We start from the raw sequence: 24,454 nt of genomic DNA, 5'->3' as shown, positions 1-24,454 counted from the left end.
CTGTCTAGAAAACCGCGCCCGCGATGCCGGCAATGAAATCCGCATGGGTGGGCAGGGCCGAAAGCTCATGCCCGATCATGGCCCTTACCTCCGCCAGGAACGCGACCAGTTCCTTCTCGGTCAACTGGTCGGCCAGGGGGTTGTAGCCTCGAGGCAGGACCCCCTGGCCCAGGAAAACCTGTACCCAGCTCACCTCCAGGAAAAGCTCGTCGTAAAGCCGGCTGACCCGGCCATGGGCCTGGAAATGCCGCATCCGGCGGGCAAGCTCGTCCGGTACGGCCATATGGCGGCAATCGCGCCAGAAGGGGGTGTCGTCGCGTTCCGTGGCCTTGTAATGCAGGATGATGAAGTCGCGGATGCGCTCATATTCCAGCCGGGATTTCTCATTGAAATCCGCCACCTCCTCCGCATCGATCCCTTCGTTCGGCAACATGGTCAGCAACCGGGAGATGGCCGATTGCACCAGATGGATGGAGGTGCTTTCCAGCGGTTCCAGGAAGCCGCCGGCAAGCCCGATGGCCACGACATTGCGGTTCCACATCTGCCGGCGCCGCCCGGCGGTGAAGCGCAGCAGCCGTGGCTCGGCCAGCCCCTCTCCATCCAGGTTCCCCATCAGGATGGATGCCGCCTCGTCATCGCCCATATAGCGGCTGGCATAGACATGGCCGTTGCCCGTGCGATGCTGCAGGGGGATGCGCCATTGCCAGCCCGCACCCTGCGCCGTGGACCTTGTATAGGGCGTGAAGTCGCCGCCATTGGCACAGGGCACGGCCCAGGCCCGGTCGCAGGGCAGCCAGTGGGACCAGTCCTCGAACCCCGTGCCCAGCGCCTGTTCGATCAGCAATCCACGAAAGCCGGAACAGTCGATGAACAGGTCGCCCGCCACGCGGCTGCCATCCTCCATCTCCACCGCTTCCACATGCCCGTCGAAGGCGTTCAGCACGGTTCGGCGAATCCGGCCCTCCGTGCGTTTCACGCCCTGCGCCGTGGCATGGCGGCGCAGAAGGGCGGCATAGAGCCCGGCATCGAAATGAAAGGCGTGGGTCAGCGGCTCCAGCGGGGTGCGCGGCCGCTGCTGCCGGCCATAGCGCAGGGCGCGGGCCGCGACCGTATTGGGCACATACTGCTCCCAATCCCCGTCCAGACCCAGTGCCCGGGCGCGCAGCCAGAACTGGTGGAAGGGGGTCAGTCCCAGGGGCCGGCCGATGGCGCCGAAGGCGTGCATATAGCGATGCCCCCGGCGCCACCAGTCCTTGAACTCGATCCCCAGCTTGATCGTGCCCTGCGTCTCGCGCAGGAAATCATCCTCATTGATGCCCAGCACACGGTTGAAGGTGACCAGCGGCGGGATCGTGGCTTCGCCCACCCCGACGGTGCCGATCTCCTCGGACTCCACCAGATGCAGCCGGTGGGTCTTGCCGGCCACCCGGGCCAGGGCCGCCGCCGACATCCAGCCGGCCGTGCCGCCGCCGACGATCACGATGGTGCGAATGGGTTTGCGCATGATGTCTGGCCCCGGATGGTTTGGCTTCCTATGCGCAACGACCAGCCCGTCAGGCTGCCGCCGGCCTTCCCAGCAAGTATCCCTGCATCAGGTCCACACCGGCATCCGCCACCCAGGCCCGCTCGGTATCCGTTTCGATCCCTTCGGCAACGATGCGGGCGCCGGTGTCGTTGGCAATGCCGACCAGATGACGAACAATGCTCTGCTTGTAATGATCCTGATCGATGTCGCGGATCAGGGCCATGTCGATCTTCACGTAGTCGGGCCGCAACTCCTGCAACATGTTCAGTCCGGAGAAGCCGGCGCCGATATCGTCCAGCGCGACACGGAAGCCCGCTTGCCGGTAGAAGGCCAGGATGCCGCGCAGATGCGCCTGATCCTTCACTTCCGTTGTTTCGGTCACCTCGAACACAATGTCGGCAGGGTTCAGGCCCATATCCCGCACGAATGTATGGGTTGTTCGCAGACAATAGGCGGGATCATAGATGCTGGAGGGGTTGAAATTCACAAACAGCTTCATCCCCCGCGCACGCCGTCTGGCAAAGGCCGTGATGGCCTGCCGTCGCGCCGCTAAATCCAGCGTGAACATGAGTTGCGTGTCGGCCGCCACGGTGAACAGGGAACCCGCCGAGACGATGTCGCCATTCTCCTCCCGTCCCCGCAGCAAGGCTTCGTAACCGAAGAGGCTGCCGTCGGGCCGGCAGATGGGTTGCAGCATGGAGAACAGCCTGTCCTGCTCCAGCATGGTGACCAGCCACTGCCCCTTCACCGCAGCGATCAACCAGCGTAATGTCCGTGTCGACATGTAATCAGAGATGGTGGGTTCTTTATCGTCCTCCAGCAGCAGGGCGCGGCAATGCTCCGTCTCTTCCTGGGACAGGACGCCATTGGCATCCGTCAGGAAAGCAGCCATATCGCTGCGCGCCAGGCGGATATCCAGACAAGCAGGATCATCCATCTCCATGATTGTCAGGCATCGGCGCCGTGCGACATCCAGTATTTTCATCCGCGTGTGGGCCATGGGCGGGGCCAGCAACAGACGGTTGAGGGGATGAACGAGCGCCTTGATCTTCTCACATTCGGGGCAATGCATGGGGTTCCTCCGTTGGCCGAAGGAAACTCGTTCTGATCAGGTGAATATCAAGCCCCGCCGGATAGGCCTGACAGCGGCCATGGCAGGGGAGTGGCCCCCAGCCATGTGAAAGAAAGCCCCCGCCGGCGGGCCGGCAGGGGGCAGAGGGAGGCGGGATCAGAACTTGTAGGAGGCGCCCAGCAGATAGCGCGAACCGTAATCCTCGTACCGTTCCACCAGACGGGTATCACCCCGGCCATAGGCGATGAACGGTTCGTTGGTCAGGTTGTAGCCCTGGAGCATGATGGTCAGGCCCTTCAGGCTCGACCCTTCCTGGAACTCGTATGAGACCTGGGCGTCCATGATGGTTTCGCCCTTGCCCATGCGCAGCGACCGGCTTTGTCCGAAGCCCGTGACCTCGGCCAGGAACTTGGACCGGTAATTGGCCGACACGCGGGCCTGGAAACCGTCCTTGTCGTAATAGAGCGTGCCCTGGGCGGTATATTTGGAGAAGCCGGGAATGGGCTGGGACGGTTGGCTGGGGTCGGGGGTGATGGTGGTCTTGGTGTAGCCGACATTACCCGTCATGCCGAACCCGTCCAGCGCCTCGCTGACCAGATCGAACGGCAATGCCAGGGCGAATTCAACGCCATAGATGTCGCCGCCATTGCCGTTGGAGGGGCGTTCCGAATAGCCCTGGCGAAGCACCGGCTCCGGTCCGTCCACGGGGAAGCCGGTGAAGTCCATCACCGTCTTCTCCTTGTAGATATAAGTCTTCAGCCACTTGTAATAGGTGTTGATGGCCAGATAACCCGCGTCGGCGAAGTAATATTCATAGGTGGCATCCACGGCATCGGCGACCCAGGGCTTCAGTGTCGGGTTGCCGTTATTGTCGCCGCCGGCACTCCAGGGCGAATAGTCGATATCGGGGTTCTGCGCCTGCGCCGGGTTGTAGCTGTAGGTCGACAGGGCCGACAGTTGGTCGGGCCGGGCGCGTGCCATCTGACGGGACGCGGCCAGTCGTACCTTGTGGTCCGGGTCGGGCATGGTGAAGATCAGGTTCGCGCTGGGCAGGAAGTTGTTGTACTTCGCCCCGGCGGTATAGATCTTGAAGCTTGTGACGTTGTTTTCCGTGGTGATGCTGGGACCGGTGGAGGATTGTTCGGTGCGGATATACTGCGCCCCGATATTGCCGGTCAGGGTGACGTTGCCGAGCTGTGCATCCAGATCGATCTTGGCGAAACCGGTCCACACCTTCTCGTCGATCGAATAGGCGAGGTCGTTGATGCAGTTGGCCCGCTCGCACTTCATCAGCGTATAGGTGCCGTCGGCCAGCAGCTTGCGCGGGTCGAAGGCAATGGTGTCGCCAAGCCCGCTGAAGCCCAGCTTGGTCGGCCGCAGCAGCGCGGTGGACGGGATGGTGATGGAACCCTGGTTGGCCGGGTTCTGGAAATTGGCCGTCGTGACGACGTACCATTCCGGCTGCGTGTAATCCTTCGTGCGGTCGGTATAGTTCACGCCGAGCGTAACGGCGCTGAACGCCTCGGATTCGATCTCGCGCGTCACGTCCAGCCGGGCCGACCACAGCTCGTCCTTGATGGTCGGGGTGTTCAGGTAGCCGTTCTGGTCCAGATCGTAAAGGACCCCGTCCGCGCCCTGCTTCTTCAGCGCCCCGCCCGACCAGCCGCCCGGATCGGTCAGCAGCATCAGGTTCGGGTCGGCATAGTTCAGGCCGTGGGTGAACTGCCAGCCGAAATCATTGGGGGTGGAGGTGAAGCCCAGCGTGTCGGTGGCGCCGGTGCCGGCGCGGCCCGTGCCGAAATAGGCCTCGAAGCGGGAGGATTTACGATCGGCGGCGCTGTAGCCCACATCGCCGGTCACGGTCCACCCGTCCTTGCTATACTGCCCGTTCCAGCCCGCGGAATAGAGGTCGGCCTTGGTTTCGCGGATGTCGCTGCGGCCGACGCCCTTGACGTCGGAGAAGGTGCCGCCCGTGACCAGGCCATCCTGCACGGTCGGGTTGGGCCCCACTTGCGCCGCCGACCAGAACAGCGGCATCTCGATCCCGCGCTGATACTGGATGTCATCGAACTTGGAATAATAGAAGTCCAGCGTGGTGACGAAATTGTCCGTCGGCTCGTACTGCACCGTCGCGACCAGACCCGTGCGCTTCAGCGTCTGGGAATTGGCGCGCACCTCTGCCCCGCCGATGATGTAGGGGTTGGTGTCGCTGACCGGCAGGTCTCCATTGGGGATGGGATAGTTGCCGTCACCCCAGAAGCGCGTCGACTTGATCTGGGTCGGCTGCATCAGGTGCGACACGCCCAGCGACACGCCCAGCGTGTCATTGGCGAACCGGTCGACATAGGTACCGGAGAAACGGTAGCCATACTCGTCGCTGTCACCGTTCAGCTTGCCGTTGGTGACATATTCGGTGCGGGCCGACAGGGCGACGACGCGCTCCTTGTAATCCAGCGGCCGGATGGTCTTCAGGTCGACGGTGCCGGCCAGGCCCTGGCCGATCACATTGGATTGCGAGGTCTTGTAGACGGCCACGCCGCTGGAGATTTCGGCCGGGTACTGGTCGAATTCCACCGAACGGTTGTTGCCCGTGGTCACCTGCTCGCGCCCGTTCAGCAGCGTGGTGGTGAAGTCCGGCCCCAGGCCGCGCAGGCTGATGGATTGTGCGCGGCCATCGATGCGCTGGGCGGCGATGCCGGGCAGGCGGGCGATGCTTTCCGCGATGGAATTGTCGGGCAGCTTGCCGATATCCTCCGCCGTGATCACTTCCACGACCTGCGTGGCATTGCGCTTCTGTTCCAGCGATGCCTGCAGGGACTGGCGGAAGCCGCTGACGATGATCTCCTCCAGCATCTCGCCACCGGCCGAACCGGTTGCGGCGGGGGCGGCCTGGGCCACCTGCCGGGCGTCGGTGCGCTGGGCGACGATGCTGTCCCCGGCATCGGCCGCACCGGCGGTGCCGGCCTGCAACATGGCGGCGCCGGCAACGGTCGCCAGCAACGCGAAACGCATTGGATTAACCTTGGACATTCCTCTCACTCCCCATCAACGCGCGTCACCGACGCCATTGTTCTTGTTGACCCCGTTCGGGGCATCGCTTCATTGCCGGCCGGTTCCGCGCCGGCCCTTGGAAGCCCATGCCCCGCCATTGGCCCGCTGCCCCTTCCGGCACCGGACCTGATCCAAACCCGCGGAAAACACAACAACCAAGACGGGCGGACGCAGGCGACCCGACCGGGGCGGTGTACCCGTGGCACCATCCACACCCTTTGGCCGATCGCCGGCGCCATCGCCGGCAGCGCCAGGGCCAGCCCTTGTTCCTCATGGCCCCGCTGCACAACCGAATTTAGTTTCATTGCAGAAAAACGGAGAGCGCGAAAATACGTATGCAGAATATTGCTGCGTTGCGACGCATACGTATTCAGATACAAAGCCGCAAATCCCGGCAACCGCCAGCCGGTCAGACGCCCCGCCAGCCCTCCGCCACCGGCCCCGTCCCGCATTTCGTGATTGGCAGGCGGCCCCGGATAAATGCATGATCGGCACCCGCGCAGGTGCGGATCGTCTCGGGCGGAAGATGGGGCGCGTATGGTTCGGCGGGTTCGCTGGTGGCTGATGGCGGGGCTGATCCTGCTTCCATCCTGTTTCGACCCGGCCGTCGCCCAGACCCCGACTTCCTCGGTCGCGCGCCCGTTGATCACCATCATCGGCGAATTGACTTATCGCGAGCGGATCGCCCTGCCGCCGGGTGCCACCCTTCTGGTGACGCTGACCGAACCGGACCAGGCCGATCCCGATGCCCCCACCCTGGCCCGGCAGCGCATCGATCTGGCCGGGCAGCAGGTGCCGCTGCGCTTCCGCCTGACGGCGGCGGCCGTCAGTCTGAAGGCGGGACGGCGCTATGCGGTGCGCGCCGTGATCCATGATGAGCGCGGCCGTCCGCTCTGGTCCATCCAGAGCGCGCATGTCATCGATCCGGGCGAGACGCTGGCCAATCTGGGCGTGCTGATGCTGACCCGTGTGTCCATGGAGGAGGCGGATACCGCAGCGGCCCCGGCCATCGGCTTCCAGTGCGGGGAGCATGAGGTGACGGCGCGGTTCGCGGGCGATGCCATGGAACTGCATTTGGACGGCGCCACCCATCGCCTGACCCAGTCCCTCTCGGCTTCCGGCGCCCGCTATACCGGCGATGCCGCGGGCCAGCCGCTGGAATTCTGGAACAAGGGGCGGGAGGCGCGGCTGACCCTGGGCGACACCGTCTATCCGCGCTGCCTGCAGATGATCGGCGAGGATGAGGGGGACGGTTCCAGCTATGAGGCGCACGGCTATGGCCCGGCCTGGACCCTGCGCATCGCGGGGGATCGTCTGCAGCTTGTGCGCATCGGTGCCGAAACGACGGAGATCGCCCGCATTCACCTGCCCGAGCGGCAATTGCTGGCCGACGGCTACCGTTATGCCGCGCGGCTGGGCGATGTCGATCTGAAGGTGACAGTGACACCCGGCCTGTGCCTGGACCGGCGCAGCGGCGTGCCGTTCCCCGACAAGGTGGCCGTGGTCAAAGGCGAACAGCGCTATGACGGTTGCGGCGGTGACACGGTGGCCGTGCTGCAGCGCGGGGAATGGCGGGTGACCAGCCTGAATGGCGAGGCCCTGGCACAGCCGGAAAGCCTGACCATCACTTTCATGCCGGATGGCACGGTGGCGGGCCGGTCCGGCTGCAACCGCTTCCTGTCGCGATACCGCGCCGATGCAGACGGACTGTCCATCAATGGCCGGTCCATGGCCGGCACCATGATGGCCTGTCTGCCGGACATCATGCACCGCGAACAGGCCTTCCTGTCGGCGCTGGGTGCTGTCGAGCGCCATGGTATGGACGAGGACGGGACCCTGACCCTGACCGGCCCGGACGATGTCGAGATCGTGCTGCGCGCCATCGCCCCCTGATGCCAGCGGACCCTCATAAATCGGTGTCCATGCGGCATCGGAGATGGATGCCATTCAACGTTGTGGTGCTATAAAGGCGCCGTCATATCGTTGCAGGAACAGGGGAACGCCATAGTGCAGCGCCGTCCATCCGGCCTTTCCATCCTTATCCGCGTTTTCACCGGTGCCCTTGCGATGGCCGCCGGCCCGGTCTTGGCGCAGACATCGCCACCGGCGCCGGGCCTGGAATCGCTGTCCACACCGGCGGAAATCAGGGCCCAGGTCAGGCCGCGCCATCATGCTGTCCTGTCGGCGGAGATGGGCGGCAAGATCCTGGAACTGCCGTTCCGCGATGGCGAGGCCTTCCGCCGCGGCGACCGGCTGATCGTGTTCGATTGCGCCGCCCAGCGCGCCCGGCGCGACCAGGCCGCCGCCGCCGCCCAGGCTGCCGCCCGCCGGCGGGAGGTGTCGGGCAAGCTGGACCAGCTCAACTCCATCAGCATGCTGGAACTCGCGACCGCCGAAAGTGCCGAGGCGGAAGCCAAGGCCGAACTGGCCCTGGCCGACGTGATGGTTCGCCGCTGTGTCATCGCGGCCCCCTATGATGGCCGCATGGCCGGGGTGGAAGCCCAGCGCTACGCCTTCGCGGCGGAAGGAGCGCCGCTGGTCGCCATCTATGATGCCGGCGCCTTCGATGTGGAAATGATCGTGCCGTCGGCCTGGATCGCCTGGCTGAAGCCCGGCCATGCCTTCCGTTTGAAGGTGGACGAGACGGGGGGCGTCCATGAGGCGGAGGTGACGCGGCTGTCGGGCCAGGTCGATCCCGTCAGCCAGTCCGTGCGCGTCTATGGCCGCATCAAGGGCGATGTGATGGCCCTGCGGCCCGGCATGAGCGGATCGGTTGCCCTGCGCCCGCCCGGTGCGGGTGGAACGCCATGACAGCCACGGACCCCCGGGACCGCCAGCTTACGGCGCTGGCCGGGCTGGTGCAGATGGAACGCCGGGTGCGTGCTGCGGCGACGGCGGCCGAGCTGGCCTTCCTGATGGTGAACGAGACGCATGCCCTGGTGCCCTATCGCCAGGCCGTGCTGTGGCGGGCCGATACCGGCGGTATCCAGGCCATGTCGGGGCTGGCCATTCCGGACGAGGATGCGCCCTTCAACCGCTGGCTGGGGCGCCTTATGGCGCAATGGGTGGTTGACGCCAAGCGCGGTCCGCGGCTGCTGGACGCCGACGACCTGCCCGCGGAGGAGGGGGCGGCCTGGGCTGAACACCTGCCGGCCCATGCGCTGCTGCTGCCCCTGTTTCCGCCGGCTGGTGGGGAGCAGGCGAAGCCTGTCGGCCTGTTGCTGCTGGCCCGCGACGAGCCGTTCATGGAGCCGGACCGGCAGTTGCTGGACCTGCTGGGCGATGCCTATGGCCATGCCTGGCACGCGCTGACGCGCCGCACGGCGCGGCGGTGGCGCTGGATCAAGGACAGGAAGCGTCTGGCCATGATCGCGGGTGCGGCCCTGCTGCTGCTGCTGTTCCCCGTGCGCCAGTCCGTGCTGGCCCCGGCAGAGATCGTGCCCCTGCATCCGGCCGTGCTGCGTGCGCCCATCGCCGGGGTGGTCGAGGGCATCCTGGTGCAGCCGAACGAGCCCGTGACGGAGGGCCAGCCGCTCGTGCAGATGGATGCGCGCGAACTGGAAAGCCGGCTGGAGGTGGCGCGTCAGGCGCTGGCCGTGGCCGACGCCGAACAGCGCCAGGCGCAGCAGCAGGCCGTGTTCGACGAAAGGGCCAAGGCCAGCCTGGCCATCCTGGCATCACGCCGGGAACAGGCGGTGGCGGAGGCCGCATTCCTGGAAGAGACGCTCGGTCGCGGCCGGCTGACGGCGCCCAAGGCCGGCATCGCCATCTATGACAATCCCGACGACTGGGCCGGGCGGCCCGTTTCGCTGGGCGAGCGCATCCTGACCGTGGCCGATCCGGCGGCGGTCGAACTGGAGATCCATCTGGGCGTCGGGGACGCCATCACCCTGGAGCCAGGGGCCCGCATCTCCTTCTTTCTCAATATCGACCCTGCGGCGCCGCTGTCGGCCACGCTGCTGCGTGCCGGATACCGCGCGGCCCCCACCCCGGAAGGGACCATGGCCTATCGCCTGACGGGCCGTTTCATTGCCGATAGCGCAGACGACAAGCAAAGGCTGCGCGTCGGGTTGCGCGGCACGGCCAAGCTGGAGGGGCGGCGCACGGTGCTGGCGCTTTATCTGCTGCGCCGGCCGCTGGCGGCCCTGCGGCTCTGGCTGGGCTGGTGACTGACATGGCCATCGCGCTCGCCATGCCCGGCCAGCAGCAGGACGCCGATGCGGGCCCCCGTCCCGTTCCGCTGCCTGCCCTGCGGGAGGAACTGCACCTGCATCAGGCCCCGCCGGACCGGTATGGCGCGCCGCGCTGGACGCTGGAGGACCCGGCCCGCAACCGCTTCTTCCAGATCGGCTGGCCCGAGATGGAGATGCTGGCCCGCTGGGACCTGGGCGAGGCCAATGCCGTGGCGGCCGCCGTGGCCGAGGCGACCACCCTGGATGTGGATGTCGAGGATGTGGAACAGTTTGCCAAGTTTCTGGCCGGCGCCAACCTGTTGCAGGTGCGCGGGCCCGATGCGATCGGCCGGCTGGTGGAACAGCGCGGCGCCCAGCGTATGGGCTGGTCCAAGTGGCTGCTGAAGAATTATCTGTTCGTGCGCATCCCGCTGGTACGGCCCGATCCCTGGCTGGAAAAGGCGCTGCCGCATGTCGCCTTCGTCTATACACGGGGCTTTTTCTGGCTGACCCTGCTGGCCGGGCTGGTCGGCCTGATCCTGGCCGGGCGGCAATGGGACAGTTTCACATCCACCTTCATGCATTTCTTCACCCTGGAGGGGGCGGCCATCGCCGCGCTGACCCTGTCCTTCACCAAGGTGCTGCACGAACTGGGTCATGCCTTCACGGCCAAGCGCTATGGTTGCCGCGTGTCCAGCATGGGGGTAGCGCTGCTGGTGATGTTTCCCGTGCTGTACACGGACACCTCGGCGGCCTGGAAACTGCGCGGCCGGCAACAGCGTCTGGCCATCGGTGCCGCCGGCATGGCCAGCGAACTGGCCCTGGCCTGCTATGCCACGCTGGCCTGGAGCTTTTTGCCCGACGGCATGCTGCGCAGCGCCGCGTTCATGGTGGCGACCACCACCTGGCTGCTGACGCTGGCTGTCAACACCAACCCGTTCATGCGGTTCGACGGCTATTTCCTGCTGTCCGACCTGCTGGACGTGGCCAACCTGCAGGATCGTTCCTTTGCCCTGGGCCGCTGGCGCCTGCGGGAGGCCTTGTTCGGGCTGGGGGAGGAGAAGCCGGAGGTGCTGCCCCCGCGGCTGGAACGGTTGCTGACGCTTTATGCCTATGGCACCTGGATTTACCGCTTCTTCCTGTTCCTGGGCATCGCCCTGCTGGTCTATCACTTCTTCTTCAAGCTGCTGGGCATTTTTCTCTTCATCATCGAGCTTGCATGGTTCATCGGGATGCCGGTCTGGAAGGAAATGAAGGAATGGTCCAAGCGTCGCACCACGTTGCGCTGGAACGCCGCGACCTTGCGCACCGGGCTTCTCGTGGCGCTTGGGCTGGGCCTGCTGCTGTTGCCCTGGGGCGGCACGGTGCGGGCGCCGGCCCTGTTGCGCGCCGCACAGCAGAATCAGTTCTATGCCCCCGCGGGCGCCCAGCTTGCGCAATTGCCGGCGGCGGGCGGGGCGGTGCAGGCGGGTGAGCCGCTGTTCCGGCTGGTCGATCCCCTGCTGGACCACCGGCTGGCCAATGTCGACCGGGAATTGCTGCGCCTGCGCTGGCAGAATAGTTTCCTGGTGCTGGACCGGGCATCCGCCGCCAGCCTGCGGGTGGTGCGGGAGGATTACGCCGCAGCGCTGGAAAAGCGCGCCGCCCTGCTGCTGGAAAAGGAACGGCTGACCATCACCGCCCCGTTCGACGGTGTGCTGGCCGACATGTCGCATCCGCTGGCATCGGGGGAATGGGTGGCGGCCGGCGAATGGCTGGGCACGCTGGTGATGCCGGGCGGTGCCGTCGTGGAAGCCTATGTCGGGGAGCGCGATCTGAAGCGGCTGGAGGTGGGCGCCGAAGCGCATTTCATTGCCGAGGCCGGGGACAGGGCGCGGCTTTCGCTCCGGCTGGACACCATTGCCACGGCGGCGACGACCCGGCTGGCGCCCGTGGCCGAACTGGCATCCCTCCAGGGCGGCGGCATCGCGGCCCTGCCCGATCCCCAGCGCGGCCCCGTTCCTGAACAGGCCGTCTATCGTGTGCTGCTGACCGTGACCGGCAACGGCGTCCCCGCCATGGTGTTGCGCGGTCAGGTCCATATCGACGCGCAGCGCCAAAGCATCGCCGGCCGGTTGCTGACCGGCGCCATTGCCGTCCTGCGCCGGGAAAGCGGCTTCTGATACCGTTGGCAATTCGGTACGGCGGCGGACGCCGTCATGCCCATCGGTCGAACATTCTGACGATGGTATGATACCGCGGCGTGACGGGCACGGGTGCGATCGGCACCTGCTTCCCGTCCGCCCGATGGGGTTCACCCCGCCAGGGCGATGTCGGATGCTTCCAGCGCCGTCAGGCGGGCCAGGCGATGGTCGGGCAGCGCGCAGAAAATCTTCACCCGGCGTTCCACCATGCCGAACACCAGGTTCAGCAGGGCACGGCGCTCCGTTTCCGACCCTTCCAGGGCCAGCGGGTCGGGAAAGCGCCAGGTGGCCTGCATCGGGTTGCCGTTCCAAAGCGGGGCCGGCCTGGCCGCCGCCTCCTCGCAGACGAAGAAGACGAAGTCCAGTGCCGGCGCCTCGGGACCGGTGAACAGGTCCCAGTGCTTGGGGCGCAGGGTGTCGGTCTCGATCCCGACCTTTTCCAGCAGGTCCAGGGTGATCGGGTCCGCCATCTCACGCGGGTCGGGCCCGGCGGAGAAGGTTTCGAACCGGCCCATCCCCCATTTGCGCAGCAGCCCTTCGGCCATGAGGCTGCGTGAGGCATTGCGGCGGCAGACGAACAGCACCTTGAACGGATGATCAGGCGTCATCGTGGGATAACCCTTGCGGCGGGGAAGAAGGGAGGGTGCGGGGGAGTATCCGCGCCGCCGGTTACATCCCTGCGTCCGCTGCGTGTCGTTCATGTGACGGTTCGCTACCGGGGCGGGGCGGCGGCGCCCGCTGGCCCCCGGTTTGACGCATATCAATGCATCCTCCCGCCGGCAGGCCCATGAAGGCAGCGTCGGGGACAGGGCAAAGGCCCGCCCCATCCAGGAATATTCCGCTGACACCGGGGGTTTGTCATGGGTGTAGCAATCGCCCACGGGGCACATGGGGGTTCGGCCGCGGCCACGCCCGTCGAGGCGTATGACGAGGATGTCATCCGCGCCTTCGTCGTTGCCGCCATGTTCTGGGGCATCGCGGCGTTCGCCGCGGGTGTCTATATCGCGTTCCAGCTGGCCTTTCCGTCCCTGAACCTGGGGCTGGAATGGACGACGTTCGGGCGGCTGCGGCCGCTGCACACGTCGGCGGCCATCTTCGCGTTCGGCGGCAACGCGCTGATCGGCTCGTCGCTCTATGTCGTGCAGCGCACCTGCCGCGTGCCCCTGTTCGGCGGGCGCGAATGGAGCTGGTTCATCTTTTTCGGCTACCAGCTTTTCATCGTGATGGCGGCCACCGGCTATCTCATGGGCATCACCCAGGGCAAGGAATATGCCGAGCCGGAATGGTATGTGGACCTGTGGCTGACGCTGGTCTGGGTCATCTACCTGATCGTGTTTGTCGGCACCGTCATCCGCCGCCGCGAGCCGCACATCTATGTGGCCAACTGGTTCTATCTGGCCTTCATCATCACCATTGCGATGCTGCATGTCGTGAACAACCTGACCGTTCCGGTCAGCTTCACGGGCACGAAGAGCTATATCGCCTGGTCGGGCGTGCAGGACGCCATGATCCAATGGTGGTACGGGCACAATGCCGTGGGCTTCTTCCTGACGGCCGGCTTCCTGGGCATGATGTATTATTTCATCCCCAAGGCCGCCAACCGCCCGATCTACAGCTACCGGCTGTCGATCATCCATTTCTGGGCGCTGATCTTCCTCTATATCTGGGCCGGCCCGCACCACCTGCACTATACGGCACTGCCCGACTGGACGCAGACGCTGGGCATGGTCTTCTCGGTCATCCTGTGGATGCCGAGCTGGGGCGGCATGATCAACGGCATCATGACCCTGTCGGGTGCCTGGGACAAGCTGCGCACCGACCCGTCGCTGCGCTTCTCCGTCACGGCCGTCGGCTTCTACGGGATGAGCACCTTCGAGGGGCCCGTCATGTCGGTGAAGGCGGTCAACGGCCTGTCGCACTATACCGACTGGACCATCGGGCATGTGCATTCCGGCGCCCTGGGCTGGGTCGCCTTCATCTGCTTCGGCATGATCTACTATCTGGTGCCGGTCCTGTGGAAGCGTCAGCGCCTCTATTCGCAGCGGCTGGTGGAGTGGCATTTCTGGACGGCCACGGTCGGCATCGTCTTCTACATCACGGCCATGTGGGTCAGCGGCATCATGCAGGGCCTGATGTGGCGCGCCTATGACGAATACGGGTTCCTCCAGTATTCGTTCGTGGAAACGGTCGCGGCCATGCACCCCTACTACATCATCCGCGGCATCGGCGGCCTGCTGTTCCTGACGGGCGCCATCATCATGGCCTACAACCTGATCCGCACCGTGCGCAGCGCCCCGGCCCTGGAGCCGGTGGCCCGGCCCGCGGCCGTGGCGGCCGAGTAAGGAGGGGCGCCACCATGAAATTCTCCCACGCGATCATCGAAAAGAACGTCATCCTGATGGCGGTGCTGACCCTGATCACCGTGTCGATCGGTGGTCTGGTGCAGATCGTGCCGCTGTTCACGGTGGAAACCACCATCGAGCGTGTCGACGGGGTGCGCCCCTACAGCCCGCTGGAACTGGCCGGCCGCAACATCTATATCCGCGAAGGCTGCTATACCTGCCACAGCCAGCAGATACGCACCTTCAAGGACGAGGTTGAGCGCTACGGTCATTACTCCCTGGCCGCGGAAAGCATGTACGATCATCCGTTCCAGTGGGGTTCCAAGCGCACGGGCCCCGATCTGGCCCGTGTCGGCGGCAAATATTCCAACGACTGGCATGTGGCCCACCTGAACGATCCGCGGGCGCTGGTGCCGGAATCGATCATGCCGGCCTATCCGTTCCTGAACCGGCCGCTGACGTTCGATGACATGGACCGTCACCTGCAGGCCAACCGCACGGTGGGCGTGCCCTATACGGACGAAATGGTCGCCAATGCCGTGAAGGACCTGCGCATCCAGGCCGGCGCCCTGCCGGACGAGGATACAGACGCCTTCCTGGCCCGCTATCCCAAGGCGCATCTGGGCGATTTCGACGGCAAGCCGAACGAGGTGACGGAGATGGACGCCCTGGTCGCCTATCTCCAGATGCTGGGCACGCTGGTCGATTTCACGCAGATCAATCCCGACGACCTGAAGCAGTGAGGGGGCGGTCATGGAACAATTTCTTCCCCTGCTGAAACAGCTCTGGGTCGTCTGGTTCCTGGTCCTGTTCATGGGCATCGTCATCTGGGCCTTCCGCCCCGGGGCGAAGCGCCGGTTCGAGGCCGATGCCATGATCCCGCTGAATGACGGTGCCGGCCCGGCCGGCGATGAAAGGTGACACCATGCCCAGCAAGATCGAGAAGGACGCCACCACGGGCACGGAAACGACGGGCCATGAGTGGGACGGCATCAAGGAACTGAACACGCCGCTGCCCAAATGGTGGCTCTACACCTTCTATGCCACCATCGTCTGGGGCCTCGCCTATACGCTTGTCTTCCCGTCCTGGCCCAGCCTGACCGGCCATTTCGAAGGCACCTCGGGCTGGACCCGGCGGGCGGAGGTGGCGGACACCCTGGCCGCCCAGAAGGAGGCGCAGGCCGGCACGCGCGAGCAGATACTGGCACTGGATATCGAGAGCATCCGCCGGGACCCGGCGCTGATGGGCTATGTCCAGGCGGCGGGGCGGGTCGCCTTCGCGGACAATTGCGCCGGTTGCCATGGGGCCGGCGGGGCGGGGGCCGTGGGCTTCCCCACCCTGGCCGACGATGACTGGATCTGGGGCGGCACGCCGGACCAGATCCTGCAGACCATCACCTATGGCATCCGCAACGCCAACGACAACAGCCGCTTCGCCGACATGCCGCGTTTCGGCGCTGACGGCATTCTCACCAAGGAGCAGATCGCCGATACGGCCGATTTCGTCCTGTCGCTGTCGGGCAACGGGGGCGACGCTGCCGCCATCGGCCGCGGGGCCGCGATCTATGCCGACAATTGCGCCGCCTGCCATGGCGAGCGGGGTGAGGGCATGCACGAGGTGGGCGCACCGCGCCTGTCGGACGGCATCTGGCTCTATGGCGGCGACCGGCCCACGGTCATCGAAAGCATCACAAATGCCAGACGCGGCAGCATGCCGGCCTGGATCGAACGGCTTGACCCGGCCACGGTCAAGGTGCTGGCGACCTATGTTCACGCCCTCGGTGGCGGGCAATAACCCCCCGAACCCCTTTGCCCCCACCCGACTCACCCGCCCGGAGCCATCCGGGCGGGTGTTTTGTTGTGCAAGGCCCCAGGTGCCGGCAGTCGCCGCCGTGGCACCGGTCAAAATGTCCGACCGATGCCACTATGCGAAGGTGACGTTGCCCGTACTCAGCCGGGCGTTGGAAACCACGCCCAGCAGCCGGATCTCGCTGGCGGCGACATCCTGGCTCTCGCTGGTCTTGGTCACCATGTAGATGCCGGTATTGTTGGCATTGTCGCCGGCCAGCACCAGCACGCTGCCGCCCACCTGCTGGTTCTGCAGGGTGCCGATGGCGGCACGGATGGAGGCCAGGCTGGCGTCGGCAAGATTGTCCGTCACCGTCGTCAGCCGCACCACCTCATCGGTGGCCAGGTCGATCTGGCCGGTCCCCCGTTCCGCCCCCTGGACCAGACCGTCGCCGTTGCGGTCCAGCATGGAACGCAGGTTGCCGATCAATGCCAGCGTGTCGCTCGCCGTCTGGAAGTTGGCGATGTGATCGAAGCCGGTATTCGCCCCTGCCGCCCCGCCATCGCCCAGGTCGCGATAGACGATCTGGTCGGCGGCGTTGCTGGTGCCCAGGGTGATATGGTCGGCCCCGGCCCCGCCTTCGAAACGGATGGCCTTGGTGCCCGTGACGGTGACGACATCCGCGCCCGCCCCGCCGGTCAGGGTCTCGATATTGCTGACCTGGATGGTATTGCCCTGGTTGCCCAGGCCGATCACATCCTTGGAGGCCCCGCCGACCAGCGTCTCGACCCCGGCGACCGTCATGGTCGCACCGGAATTGCCGATGGTGACGATATCCAGGCCGGCGCCGCCCTGGATATCCTCCACACCGCGCACCAGCAGGCTGTTGCCGCCGTCACCCAGCCGCAGCGCGTCATGCCCGCTGCCGCCGACCAGCACGTCGATACCCTGGGCCGTCAGGGTGCCGCCGGCCGTCCCGGTGAAGACGAAGTTGGTGCCCGCCCCGCCGATCAGGCTTTCGATCCCCTCCACGGAGATGGTGGCACCGCCCGCCAGGGTGACGCGGTCCAGTCCGGCCCCGCCGATCAGGGTTTCCAGGGCGGACACGGTGATGTCGTTGCCGCCATCGCCCAGCGTGACATGGTCCCTGGTGCGGCTGCCGACCAGGGTTTCGATACCCTGCAGCCAGATGGTGTTGCCGACGCCGCCCAGATGGATCACGTCGGTGCCGGGCGTGCCGGTCAGGCTTTCCAGCATCGCCACCGTCATGGTCATGCCCTGCGCACCGATGCCGGTGACGACATCATGTGCGCTGCTGCCGATCAGCGTTTCCAGATCCATCACGGCCATGGTCGTGCCGCCCGGCCGGGCGAAGGTGATCACGTCGGTCCCGGCATTGCCGATGATCGTCGCATAGCGATCGACGCTGAGCGTGGCCCCCCCCGCCGGCAGGCGCAGCACATCCTCGATGGTCTGGATGGTGAGTGTCCGGTCGCTGTCGGCCGTGCGGGGATCCATGTCGGATGTCTGCACCCGAAGCTGTGCCGTGGCCGCGTCCCCGCCGGCGGTGAACATCAGCGTCGCCAGCGTGGCGTTCAGGTCGGCCACGCTGCCGGTCAGGCGGATCACCGCGTCGCTGACCTGGGTCAGCACCGTCCCGCCGGCCAGCGTCACCGCCACCGAACCCCCGGTCGGTGTCAGCGTGACGGACAGTTGGTCGCTGTCCGCGTCGGCAACCCCGATACCGTCGATCCGGGTCGCGGTGCCGCGCAGCACGGTGGCGGCATCCGGCAGATTGGTGACCGGCGGCTGCAGCACCTGGATGGTGATCAGGTCGCTGTCGTTCGGCGTGATGGGGTCATGGTCGTCGGTATCCATCCGCAGCGTGGCGGTCGGCCGGCCGGCGAGGCCGGTGAACTCCACGCTGGCCAGCGATTGCTGAACGGCGGCGGTGGACCCGGATACCACCAGCACACCGTTGGCACCATGTGTCACGGTCACGTCGCCAAAGGCGGTCAGGCTGACTACACCATCGGTCGGGGTCAAGGTGACGGTCAGGGTCGGGCTGTCGGTGTCGATCACGCCGATACCGATGATCTCGTCGGTGATGCCGGCGACCACGGTCGGGCTGACGGGCAGCACATTTTCCGGTGGGGCCGCGACGCGCAGCGCGACGGTGCGAGTGTCGCTGGGTCCGCTGCCGGCATTGCCCGCAGTGATGCTCAACGAACCGGCGGTGCTGCCGGCGGCGGGCGTGAAATACAGCCCGGCCAGGGTGGCATTCACATCGGCCAGGCTGCCCGTCAGCGTGACGGTGCCGTCGCCGAAGCTCTGGCTTGCCGGCCCGATCAGCAGGATGGCCCCGCCGATGGCGGCCAGGGTGACGGTGACATTCCCGCCGCGGGCGGCCTGCACGGTGATGCCCGTGACACGGCTGCTGCCGCTCGACAGGATCGCGGCATCCTGCGGCACCAGCATGCGCGGTGTCGCCGGATCATCGTTCAGGATGGTGCCGCCGGCCCGCACGCCCTGAATGTCCATGCCGGGCGACGGGTTCAGCAACTCCACGGTGAAATGCTCGTCTGCTTCCACCGTATTGTCGCCGGTGACCTCGATCGTGATGATCTTGACGGTCTCGCCGGCTGCGAAATGGACCGTGCCGAAGGGCAGGACGCCGCCGAAATCGGCCGCGTCCAGGCCGGCATTGCCGCTGACGCGGTAATCCACCGTGGCGGCGGCCAGATTGGCACCGCTGCGGGTGACCTGGAAGGTGAAGGCGGTGGTGCCGCTGTCACCTTCAGGCTTTACGGCATCCAGTGCCGTGATCGACACCCGCGTGGGCACGATGACGCCCACCACGGCGCCGGCCACCGCATTGTCCAGATTGGCCCCGGTCAGTGCCGCCAGGGCGGCATCCAGGTTGCCCGCGGCCACGCCGTCACGCAGGGCGGCGATGCCCTCTGTCTGGACGATCACCTGCACGCGGGCCATCGCCGTCAGGGCGGCCAGCGGGTCTGGCGTGGCCGAGGCCGCCTCCACCTTGGCGTTGCCGGCGGCGATGATACTGCCGGCCACCTCCGACAGGGCGTTGACCCTGTCGGCGTCGATGCCGCCCAGCCGGGCGGCGGCCCCGCGCAGGATGGCCGCCAGCGTGGCGCTGCTGGTCAGGTCCAGCGTGGCCCCTTCCGGCAGTTCGCGTATCCGGTCGGCCAGCGAGGCCAGGATGGCCAGCCCCGCCTGCCCGGTGGGCAGGGCCGTCGCCGCGGCACCGTCCATCACGGCGGTGCCCTGCGCGATCAGGTTGGCGATCTTTGCCGCCGCGGACTGGGCGTTGACCGCCTGGGCCACCGCATCGGGGGACGCACCCTCGGCCGTGGCCGCGTCCAGCGGATCGACATTCATCAGGTCCAGGCCAGGCGCGATGCCGAGAGCCGCCTTGAGCTGGGCCGCCGCCGCCAGATTGGCGGCATTGCCGGCCTGATAGCCCGCAAGCCCGACGATGGCGCTGGTCAGCGGATTGATGACGGTCGCCCGTTCCGGCGCCAGATAGACCCCGTTGAATGTCTGGCCGGTGGAAATGTCGGTGCCGCCGACCATGACATAGGGGCCGTCGCCGCCGGCGATCTCGTAATTGCCCGTCGCATCGGTGGTGGACGCCACCTCGCCCGGGTCCAGCACGCCATTGCCGTTGGCGTCGGCGAAGACCTGGGCGCCGCTGATATAACCGTCAACCGACCGGCCGCGGACATAATTGACCAGCACGCCGCCGAAATCGACGCCGTTCAGGTTGAAGCCGGGCAGGGCGGCGTTGCCGGCCGCGTCCGTGATGGTGCCGGCATTGGCGATCCGGTCGATGACGGAAATGCCGTCGCGGTCCGCGTCGCCATCGCCCACCACATAGCGGAAGGTCAGCACATTGCTGCCCGACCCGCCGGCATAGACGGCCTGGCGTGCCGCGTCCCCGACCAGCAGGTCCAGCGCCGGGCTGCCATTGACGGTGACCACCTCGCTGAAGGTCAGGCTGATCTCAACGATATCGCCGGGGAAATAGGTGCCGGCGGCCGGTGCCGTGATGCCGGTCACCTCCGGCGGCACGCGGTCGCGCGTGCTGTCCAGGATGGTGCCCGATGCCGTGGACGGATTGTTGATCCGCGGCGGCAGCACCAGGCCGGATGCGGTCAGCCCGTGCAGCGACACCGTGAAGGTCTCGTCACCCTCCTCCAGCGTGTCGGCCCGCACCAGGATGGTGATCTCCTTGGAGAATTCGCCGGGGTTGAAGGTCACGCTGCCCGACGGCAGCACGTCGCCGGCGAAATCGAACCGGTCGATGCCGCCGCCCGCATCGATCCGCCAGTTGATGGAGACGGTGCCATCGGTTGCCGGTGCCTGGCCGGCGCTGCGGGTGATGACGAAACTGTAGGCGATCAGCCCGTCACCCGTCGGCTCGGCCTGGACCGATGCCGTGCCGGGCTTGGTGGCGATGCTGACCATCTGCTCTTCGGCGATGGTGATGTCCACCTGGCTGACGATTTCGCTCTGTCCGTCGGACACGCTGTAGGCGACGCGCCCGGCCACACCGGTGAAGCCCTGGTCCACCCGGAAGGCCAGCCCGGCCAGTTCGGCGGCGGACAGCACATCGCCCAGGCTGACCACCGTGCCGTCGGCCCGCAGCAGGCGGCCATTGCTGGGCAGTTCGCTGATGGTGACCGACAGGGCATTGCCGTCCGGATCGACCGGCCTTTCGATGGACAGGCCGATGGCGCCGGAATTCTTGGCGATGATCACCTGCTTGGGTGCCTGCAGGATCGGGTCGTTGTTCTCGCCCAGGATGGTGATGGTGACGGTGCCGGTGGAGGACAGCCCCCCCTTGTCGACCATGGTGTAGGTAAAGCTGTCGGTGCCCGTCGCCCCCGCCGGCAGGGCAATGAAGGCGCCATTGGGATCATAGACATAGGTGCCGTCGGCATTGACCTGCACCCGCGCGCCCGACGCCAGGGTGATGAACTGCCCGACCACGGCGGTGCCGTTCACGCCGACGACGGTCCGGGTATCGCCCGGATCGATGTCGGTATCATTGTCCAGCACGCTGGCGCCGTTCAGGATACCGGTCTCGTTGACCGTGCCGGTATCATCCACGGCCACCGGGGCCTGGTTGACGTCGGTCACAGTCAGGACGAAGGTCTGGCCCGCGCTGGCCCCGGCCCTGTCCGTCGCCGTGACGGTGACCTGCACTATCCCCGCATCAAGGAAACCGGGCGTGCCGGTGAAACTGCCCGTGGCGGCGTCGAACCGCAGCCAGGATGGCAGGGCGGAACCGTCCGCCAGCGTCGCCGACAGGGTCAGCACATCGCCAGTATCGACGTCGGTGAAGGCCGAGGCCGGCACCGTCAGGGTGAAGGTGGCGCCTTCCGCCACGGCATGGTCACCGATCGGCGCACCAACCACCGGCGCATCATTCACCGGGGTGACCGTCAGGTTGATGGTGCCGGTGACCGGTGCGTTGCCGGCAATATTGTCGGTGATCAGCAGGCTGACGCTGGTCGACAGGTCATTGTCGGCCACGGCCACGAAACTGGCCGCCGCGAGTGCCGCGTTGATCTGGGCCATGGTGCCGGTCGCCGTCCAGACGCCGGTCGCCGGGTCGTAGCTGCCACCGCCTTCGATGCGGCCCAATGCCGGGTTGGCCAGGGTCAGGACCGCTGTCAGCACAGCATTGGCCGGTGCCGCCGTCAGGAAGGTGCCAGCCAGGGAAAGCGCGCCGGAATCCTCCACATAGGCAAGATCGCGCGACAAGCCGCCGGCCACGATCGCGGTCCGGCCGATGCTGAAGGGCGCGCCCGCTGTCGGCGCTGCGACCGCATTGCCCGCCCCGTCGGTGATGCCGGCGGCACCGACATTCAGGGATACGGTCCCGCCGCCGGTCAGGCCGGTGGCCGTGACCTCGATGGTCTGGCTGTCGATGATGGTGACGCTGCCGATGCTGCCGCTGGCCGTGCCTGTCGTGATCAGGCCGAAAGCCGCGGCGGTGACGCCATAGACCGCTTCGGAGAAGCTGATCCGCCAGGTCAGGCTGGTGGCCTCGGCGGTGGGATTATCGATCAGCGTCACGCCCCCGATGGTCGGCGACGTCCCGTCCAGGGTGATGATGCGGGTTTCGCTGGGCGTGCTGGGGACACCGGAACTGCCCGTGGCGGTGGCGCTGAAGGTCAGGTTGCCGGTCAACGCGCTGGCATCGAAGCTGAAGCTGTATACCCCATCGGCGCCGGCCACCGTGGTCAGGCCGCTGGCATTGCCGTTGAGGAGGAGGGTCACGGTGGCGCCCGCCTCCGTTGTGCCCGTCAGGCGCAGCAGGCCCGGCCGGGCGACATCCGGCACGCCGGCATTGCTGCCCGGGGCCAGGGTCGGGCTGGTGGGGCTGGTGGTCCGGGGGGCGATGGTGAAGGTGAAGTTCTGCTGGCTGACCCCGCCGCCGCCATCGCTGGCCTGGACGGTGATGGTCTTGTCGCCGGCAATGCCTTGCGACCAGTTGATGCCATCCCTGACCGTGACGACGCCGGTATTGGCATCGATCTGGACCAGGCCGCCGGCATCGTCGAGCAGGCTGTAGGTGACGGTGCCGCCATTGACGTCGGTGGCACTGGCCGTGATGCCCACGGCCGTGCCACCACTGGCACCCTCCGCCATCCTGTTCACCGCGCTGTCACTGTCGGTCGGGGTAGCGGGGGGTGCGTTTGTGACGTTGATGGTGAAGGTCTGGCTGCTGGTGGCGGTGCCGTCGCTGGCCTGGACCGTGATGGTGTGGCTGGTGGCGGTCTCGTAATCCAGCTTGGTGGCGTCGGCGACGGTGACGACGCCGGTTGTGGCATCGATGGCGAAGCGCCCGCCGGCATTGTCGGTCAGGCTGTAGGTGATGCTGCCGCCATTGACGTCCGTAGCACTGGCCGTGATGCCCACGGCGGTGCCGTTGGTGGCACCCTCGACGACGCTGTTGGCGGCATTGTTGCTGTCGGTCGGCGTGGCGGGCGCGGCGTTTGTGACGTTGATGGTGAAGGTCTGGCTGCTGGTGGCGGTGCCGTCACTGGCCTGGACCGTGATGGAATGGCTGGTGGCAGTCTCGAAATCCAGCAGCGTGCCGTCGGCGACGGTGACGACACCCGTCGTGGCATCGATGGCGAAGCGTCCGCCGGCATCGTCGGTCAGGCTGTAGGTGACAGTACCGCCATTGACGTCGGTGGTGCTGGCCGTGATGCCCACGGCGGTGCCGTTGGTGGCACCCTCGACGACGCTGTTGGCGTCATTGTTGCTGTCGGTCGGCGTGGCGGGCGCGGCGTTCGTGACGTTGATGGTGAAGGTCTGGGTGCTGGTGTCGGTGCCGTCACTGGCCTGGACCGTGATGGAATGGCTGGTGGCGGTCTCGAAATCCAGCAGCGTGCCGTCGGCGACGGTGACGACGCCGGTTGTGGCATCGATGGCGAAGCGCCCGCCGGCATTGTCGGTCAGGCTGTAGGTGATGCTGCCGCCATTGATGTCGGTGGCGCTGGCCGTGATGCCGACGGCGGTGCCGTTGGCCGCCCCTTCCACGACGCTGTTGGCAGCATTGTTGCTGTCGGTCGGCGTGCCCGGGCCGACATTGGTGACGTTGATGGTGAAGGTCTGGCTGCTGGTATCGATCCCGTCGCTGGCCTGCACCGTGATGGTGTGGCTGGTCGCGGTCTCATAGTCCAGCTTGCTGCCGTCGGCGACGGTGACGATACCTGTCGTGGCGTCGATCGCGAAGCGCCCGCCGGCATCGTCGATCAGGCTGTAGGTGACGCTGCCGCCATTGACGTCCGTAGCACTGGCCGTGATGCCCACGGCCGTGCCATTGGCTGCCCCTTCCACAATGCTGTTGATAGAGCTGTCGCCGTCGGTGGGGGTGCTTGGCGGTGCGTTTGTGACGTTGATGGTAAAGGTTTGGGTGCTGGTATCGGTGCCGTCACTGGCCTGGACCGTGATGGTGTGGCTGGCGGCCGCCCGGTGGTCGAGCTTGCTGCCGTCGGCGACGGTGACGACGCCGGTTGTGGCATCGATGGCGAAGCGCCCGCCGGCATCGTCGGTCAGGCTATAGGTGACAGTACCGCCATTGACGTCCGTAGCACTGGCCGTGATGCCCACGGCGGTGCCGTTGGCGGCACCCTCGACGACGCTGTTGGCGGTACTGTCGCTGTCGGTCGGGGTAGCCGGGGCAGCGTTTGTGACGTTGATGGTGAAGGTCTGGGTGCTGGTGTCGACCCCGTCACTGGCCTGGACCGTGATGGAATGGCTGGTGGCGGTCTCGAAA

At 66.6% G+C, this 24,454-nt stretch carries 14 protein-coding genes; 9 read left to right on the top strand and 5 right to left on the bottom strand.

The window, feature by feature from the left end:
* Positions 1 to 4: 4 nt before the first annotated feature.
* The 3 genes from ACM9LZ_RS06640 to ACM9LZ_RS06630 form a co-directional block, all read right to left on the bottom strand.
* Entirely contained in the window at positions 5 to 1,504 is a 1,500-nt protein-coding gene (locus ACM9LZ_RS06640; protein WP_416618568.1) for a tryptophan halogenase family protein, read from the bottom strand.
* Between the two features lie 49 nt (positions 1,505 to 1,553).
* Positions 1,554 to 2,597 (bottom strand): EAL domain-containing protein, encoded by a 1,044-nt coding sequence (locus ACM9LZ_RS06635; protein WP_416618567.1) that lies wholly within the window; start codon positions 2,595 to 2,597, stop codon positions 1,554 to 1,556.
* Between the two features lie 156 nt (positions 2,598 to 2,753).
* A complete protein-coding gene (locus ACM9LZ_RS06630) occupies positions 2,754 to 5,609 on the bottom strand; it encodes a TonB-dependent receptor (protein WP_416618566.1) in 2,856 nt (951 codons plus the stop codon).
* A 576-nt stretch (positions 5,610 to 6,185) separates the two neighbouring features.
* Between ACM9LZ_RS06630 and ACM9LZ_RS06625 the strand changes: the two genes are divergently transcribed.
* The 4 genes from ACM9LZ_RS06625 (at position 6,186) to ACM9LZ_RS06610 (ending at position 11,982) form a co-directional block, all read left to right on the top strand.
* On the top strand, positions 6,186 to 7,541 hold the full coding sequence (locus tag ACM9LZ_RS06625) for an META domain-containing protein (RefSeq protein WP_416618565.1): 1,356 nt from the start codon (positions 6,186 to 6,188) through the stop codon (positions 7,539 to 7,541).
* A gap of 114 nt (positions 7,542 to 7,655) precedes the next feature.
* A complete protein-coding gene (locus ACM9LZ_RS06620) occupies positions 7,656 to 8,459 on the top strand; it encodes an efflux RND transporter periplasmic adaptor subunit (RefSeq protein WP_416618564.1) in 804 nt (267 codons plus the stop codon).
* Entirely contained in the window at positions 8,456 to 9,817 is a 1,362-nt protein-coding gene (locus ACM9LZ_RS06615; RefSeq protein ID WP_416618563.1) for an efflux RND transporter periplasmic adaptor subunit, read from the top strand. The genes ACM9LZ_RS06620 and ACM9LZ_RS06615 overlap by 4 nt, the downstream gene beginning before the upstream one ends.
* Before the next feature lie 5 nt (positions 9,818 to 9,822).
* Entirely contained in the window at positions 9,823 to 11,982 is a 2,160-nt protein-coding gene (locus tag ACM9LZ_RS06610; protein WP_416618562.1) for a site-2 protease family protein, read from the top strand.
* 131 nt (positions 11,983 to 12,113) lie between these two features.
* On the opposite strand, the gene ACM9LZ_RS06605 is transcribed toward ACM9LZ_RS06610, so the two are convergent.
* The gene (locus ACM9LZ_RS06605) at positions 12,114 to 12,611 is read right to left on the bottom strand and encodes an arsenate reductase ArsC (RefSeq protein WP_416618561.1); all 498 of its coding nucleotides are present in this window, start codon (positions 12,609 to 12,611) and stop codon (positions 12,114 to 12,116) included.
* A gap of 252 nt (positions 12,612 to 12,863) precedes the next feature.
* Between ACM9LZ_RS06605 and ccoN the strand changes: the two genes are divergently transcribed.
* From ccoN to ccoP, 4 genes are read left to right on the top strand one after another with little or no spacing between them, the layout of a single operon-like run.
* Positions 12,864 to 14,345 (top strand): cytochrome-c oxidase, cbb3-type subunit I, encoded by a 1,482-nt coding sequence (gene ccoN, locus ACM9LZ_RS06600; RefSeq protein WP_416618560.1) that lies wholly within the window; start codon positions 12,864 to 12,866, stop codon positions 14,343 to 14,345.
* A gap of 14 nt (positions 14,346 to 14,359) precedes the next feature.
* Positions 14,360 to 15,088, top strand: a complete 729-nt coding sequence (gene ccoO, locus ACM9LZ_RS06595; RefSeq protein WP_416618559.1) for a cytochrome-c oxidase, cbb3-type subunit II — start codon at positions 14,360 to 14,362, stop codon at positions 15,086 to 15,088.
* A 10-nt stretch (positions 15,089 to 15,098) separates the two neighbouring features.
* Positions 15,099 to 15,266 (top strand): cbb3-type cytochrome oxidase subunit 3, encoded by a 168-nt coding sequence (locus ACM9LZ_RS06590; protein ID WP_416618558.1) that lies wholly within the window; start codon positions 15,099 to 15,101, stop codon positions 15,264 to 15,266.
* A 4-nt stretch (positions 15,267 to 15,270) separates the two neighbouring features.
* Positions 15,271 to 16,140: a cytochrome-c oxidase, cbb3-type subunit III gene (gene ccoP, locus ACM9LZ_RS06585; RefSeq protein WP_416618557.1), complete on the top strand. Its 870-nt coding sequence runs from the start codon at positions 15,271 to 15,273 to the stop codon at positions 16,138 to 16,140.
* 129 nt (positions 16,141 to 16,269) lie between these two features.
* On the opposite strand, the gene ACM9LZ_RS06580 is transcribed toward ccoP, so the two are convergent.
* The gene (locus ACM9LZ_RS06580) at positions 16,270 to 24,288 is read right to left on the bottom strand and encodes a beta strand repeat-containing protein (RefSeq protein WP_416618556.1); all 8,019 of its coding nucleotides are present in this window, start codon (positions 24,286 to 24,288) and stop codon (positions 16,270 to 16,272) included.
* Here ACM9LZ_RS06580 and ACM9LZ_RS06575 point away from each other — a divergent pair.
* The coding region (locus ACM9LZ_RS06575) for a hypothetical protein (RefSeq protein WP_416618555.1) at positions 24,257 to 24,454 on the top strand (198 nt) is incomplete at its 3' end. The two genes, ACM9LZ_RS06580 and ACM9LZ_RS06575, sit on opposite strands and share 32 nt — an antisense overlap.

Origin of the sequence: Niveispirillum fermenti (genome assembly GCF_048066175.1) — a bacterium.
GTDB classification, from domain to species: domain Bacteria; phylum Pseudomonadota; class Alphaproteobacteria; order Azospirillales; family Azospirillaceae; genus Niveispirillum; species Niveispirillum fermenti.
This window is presented reverse-complemented; position numbering and strand designations above follow the sequence as displayed.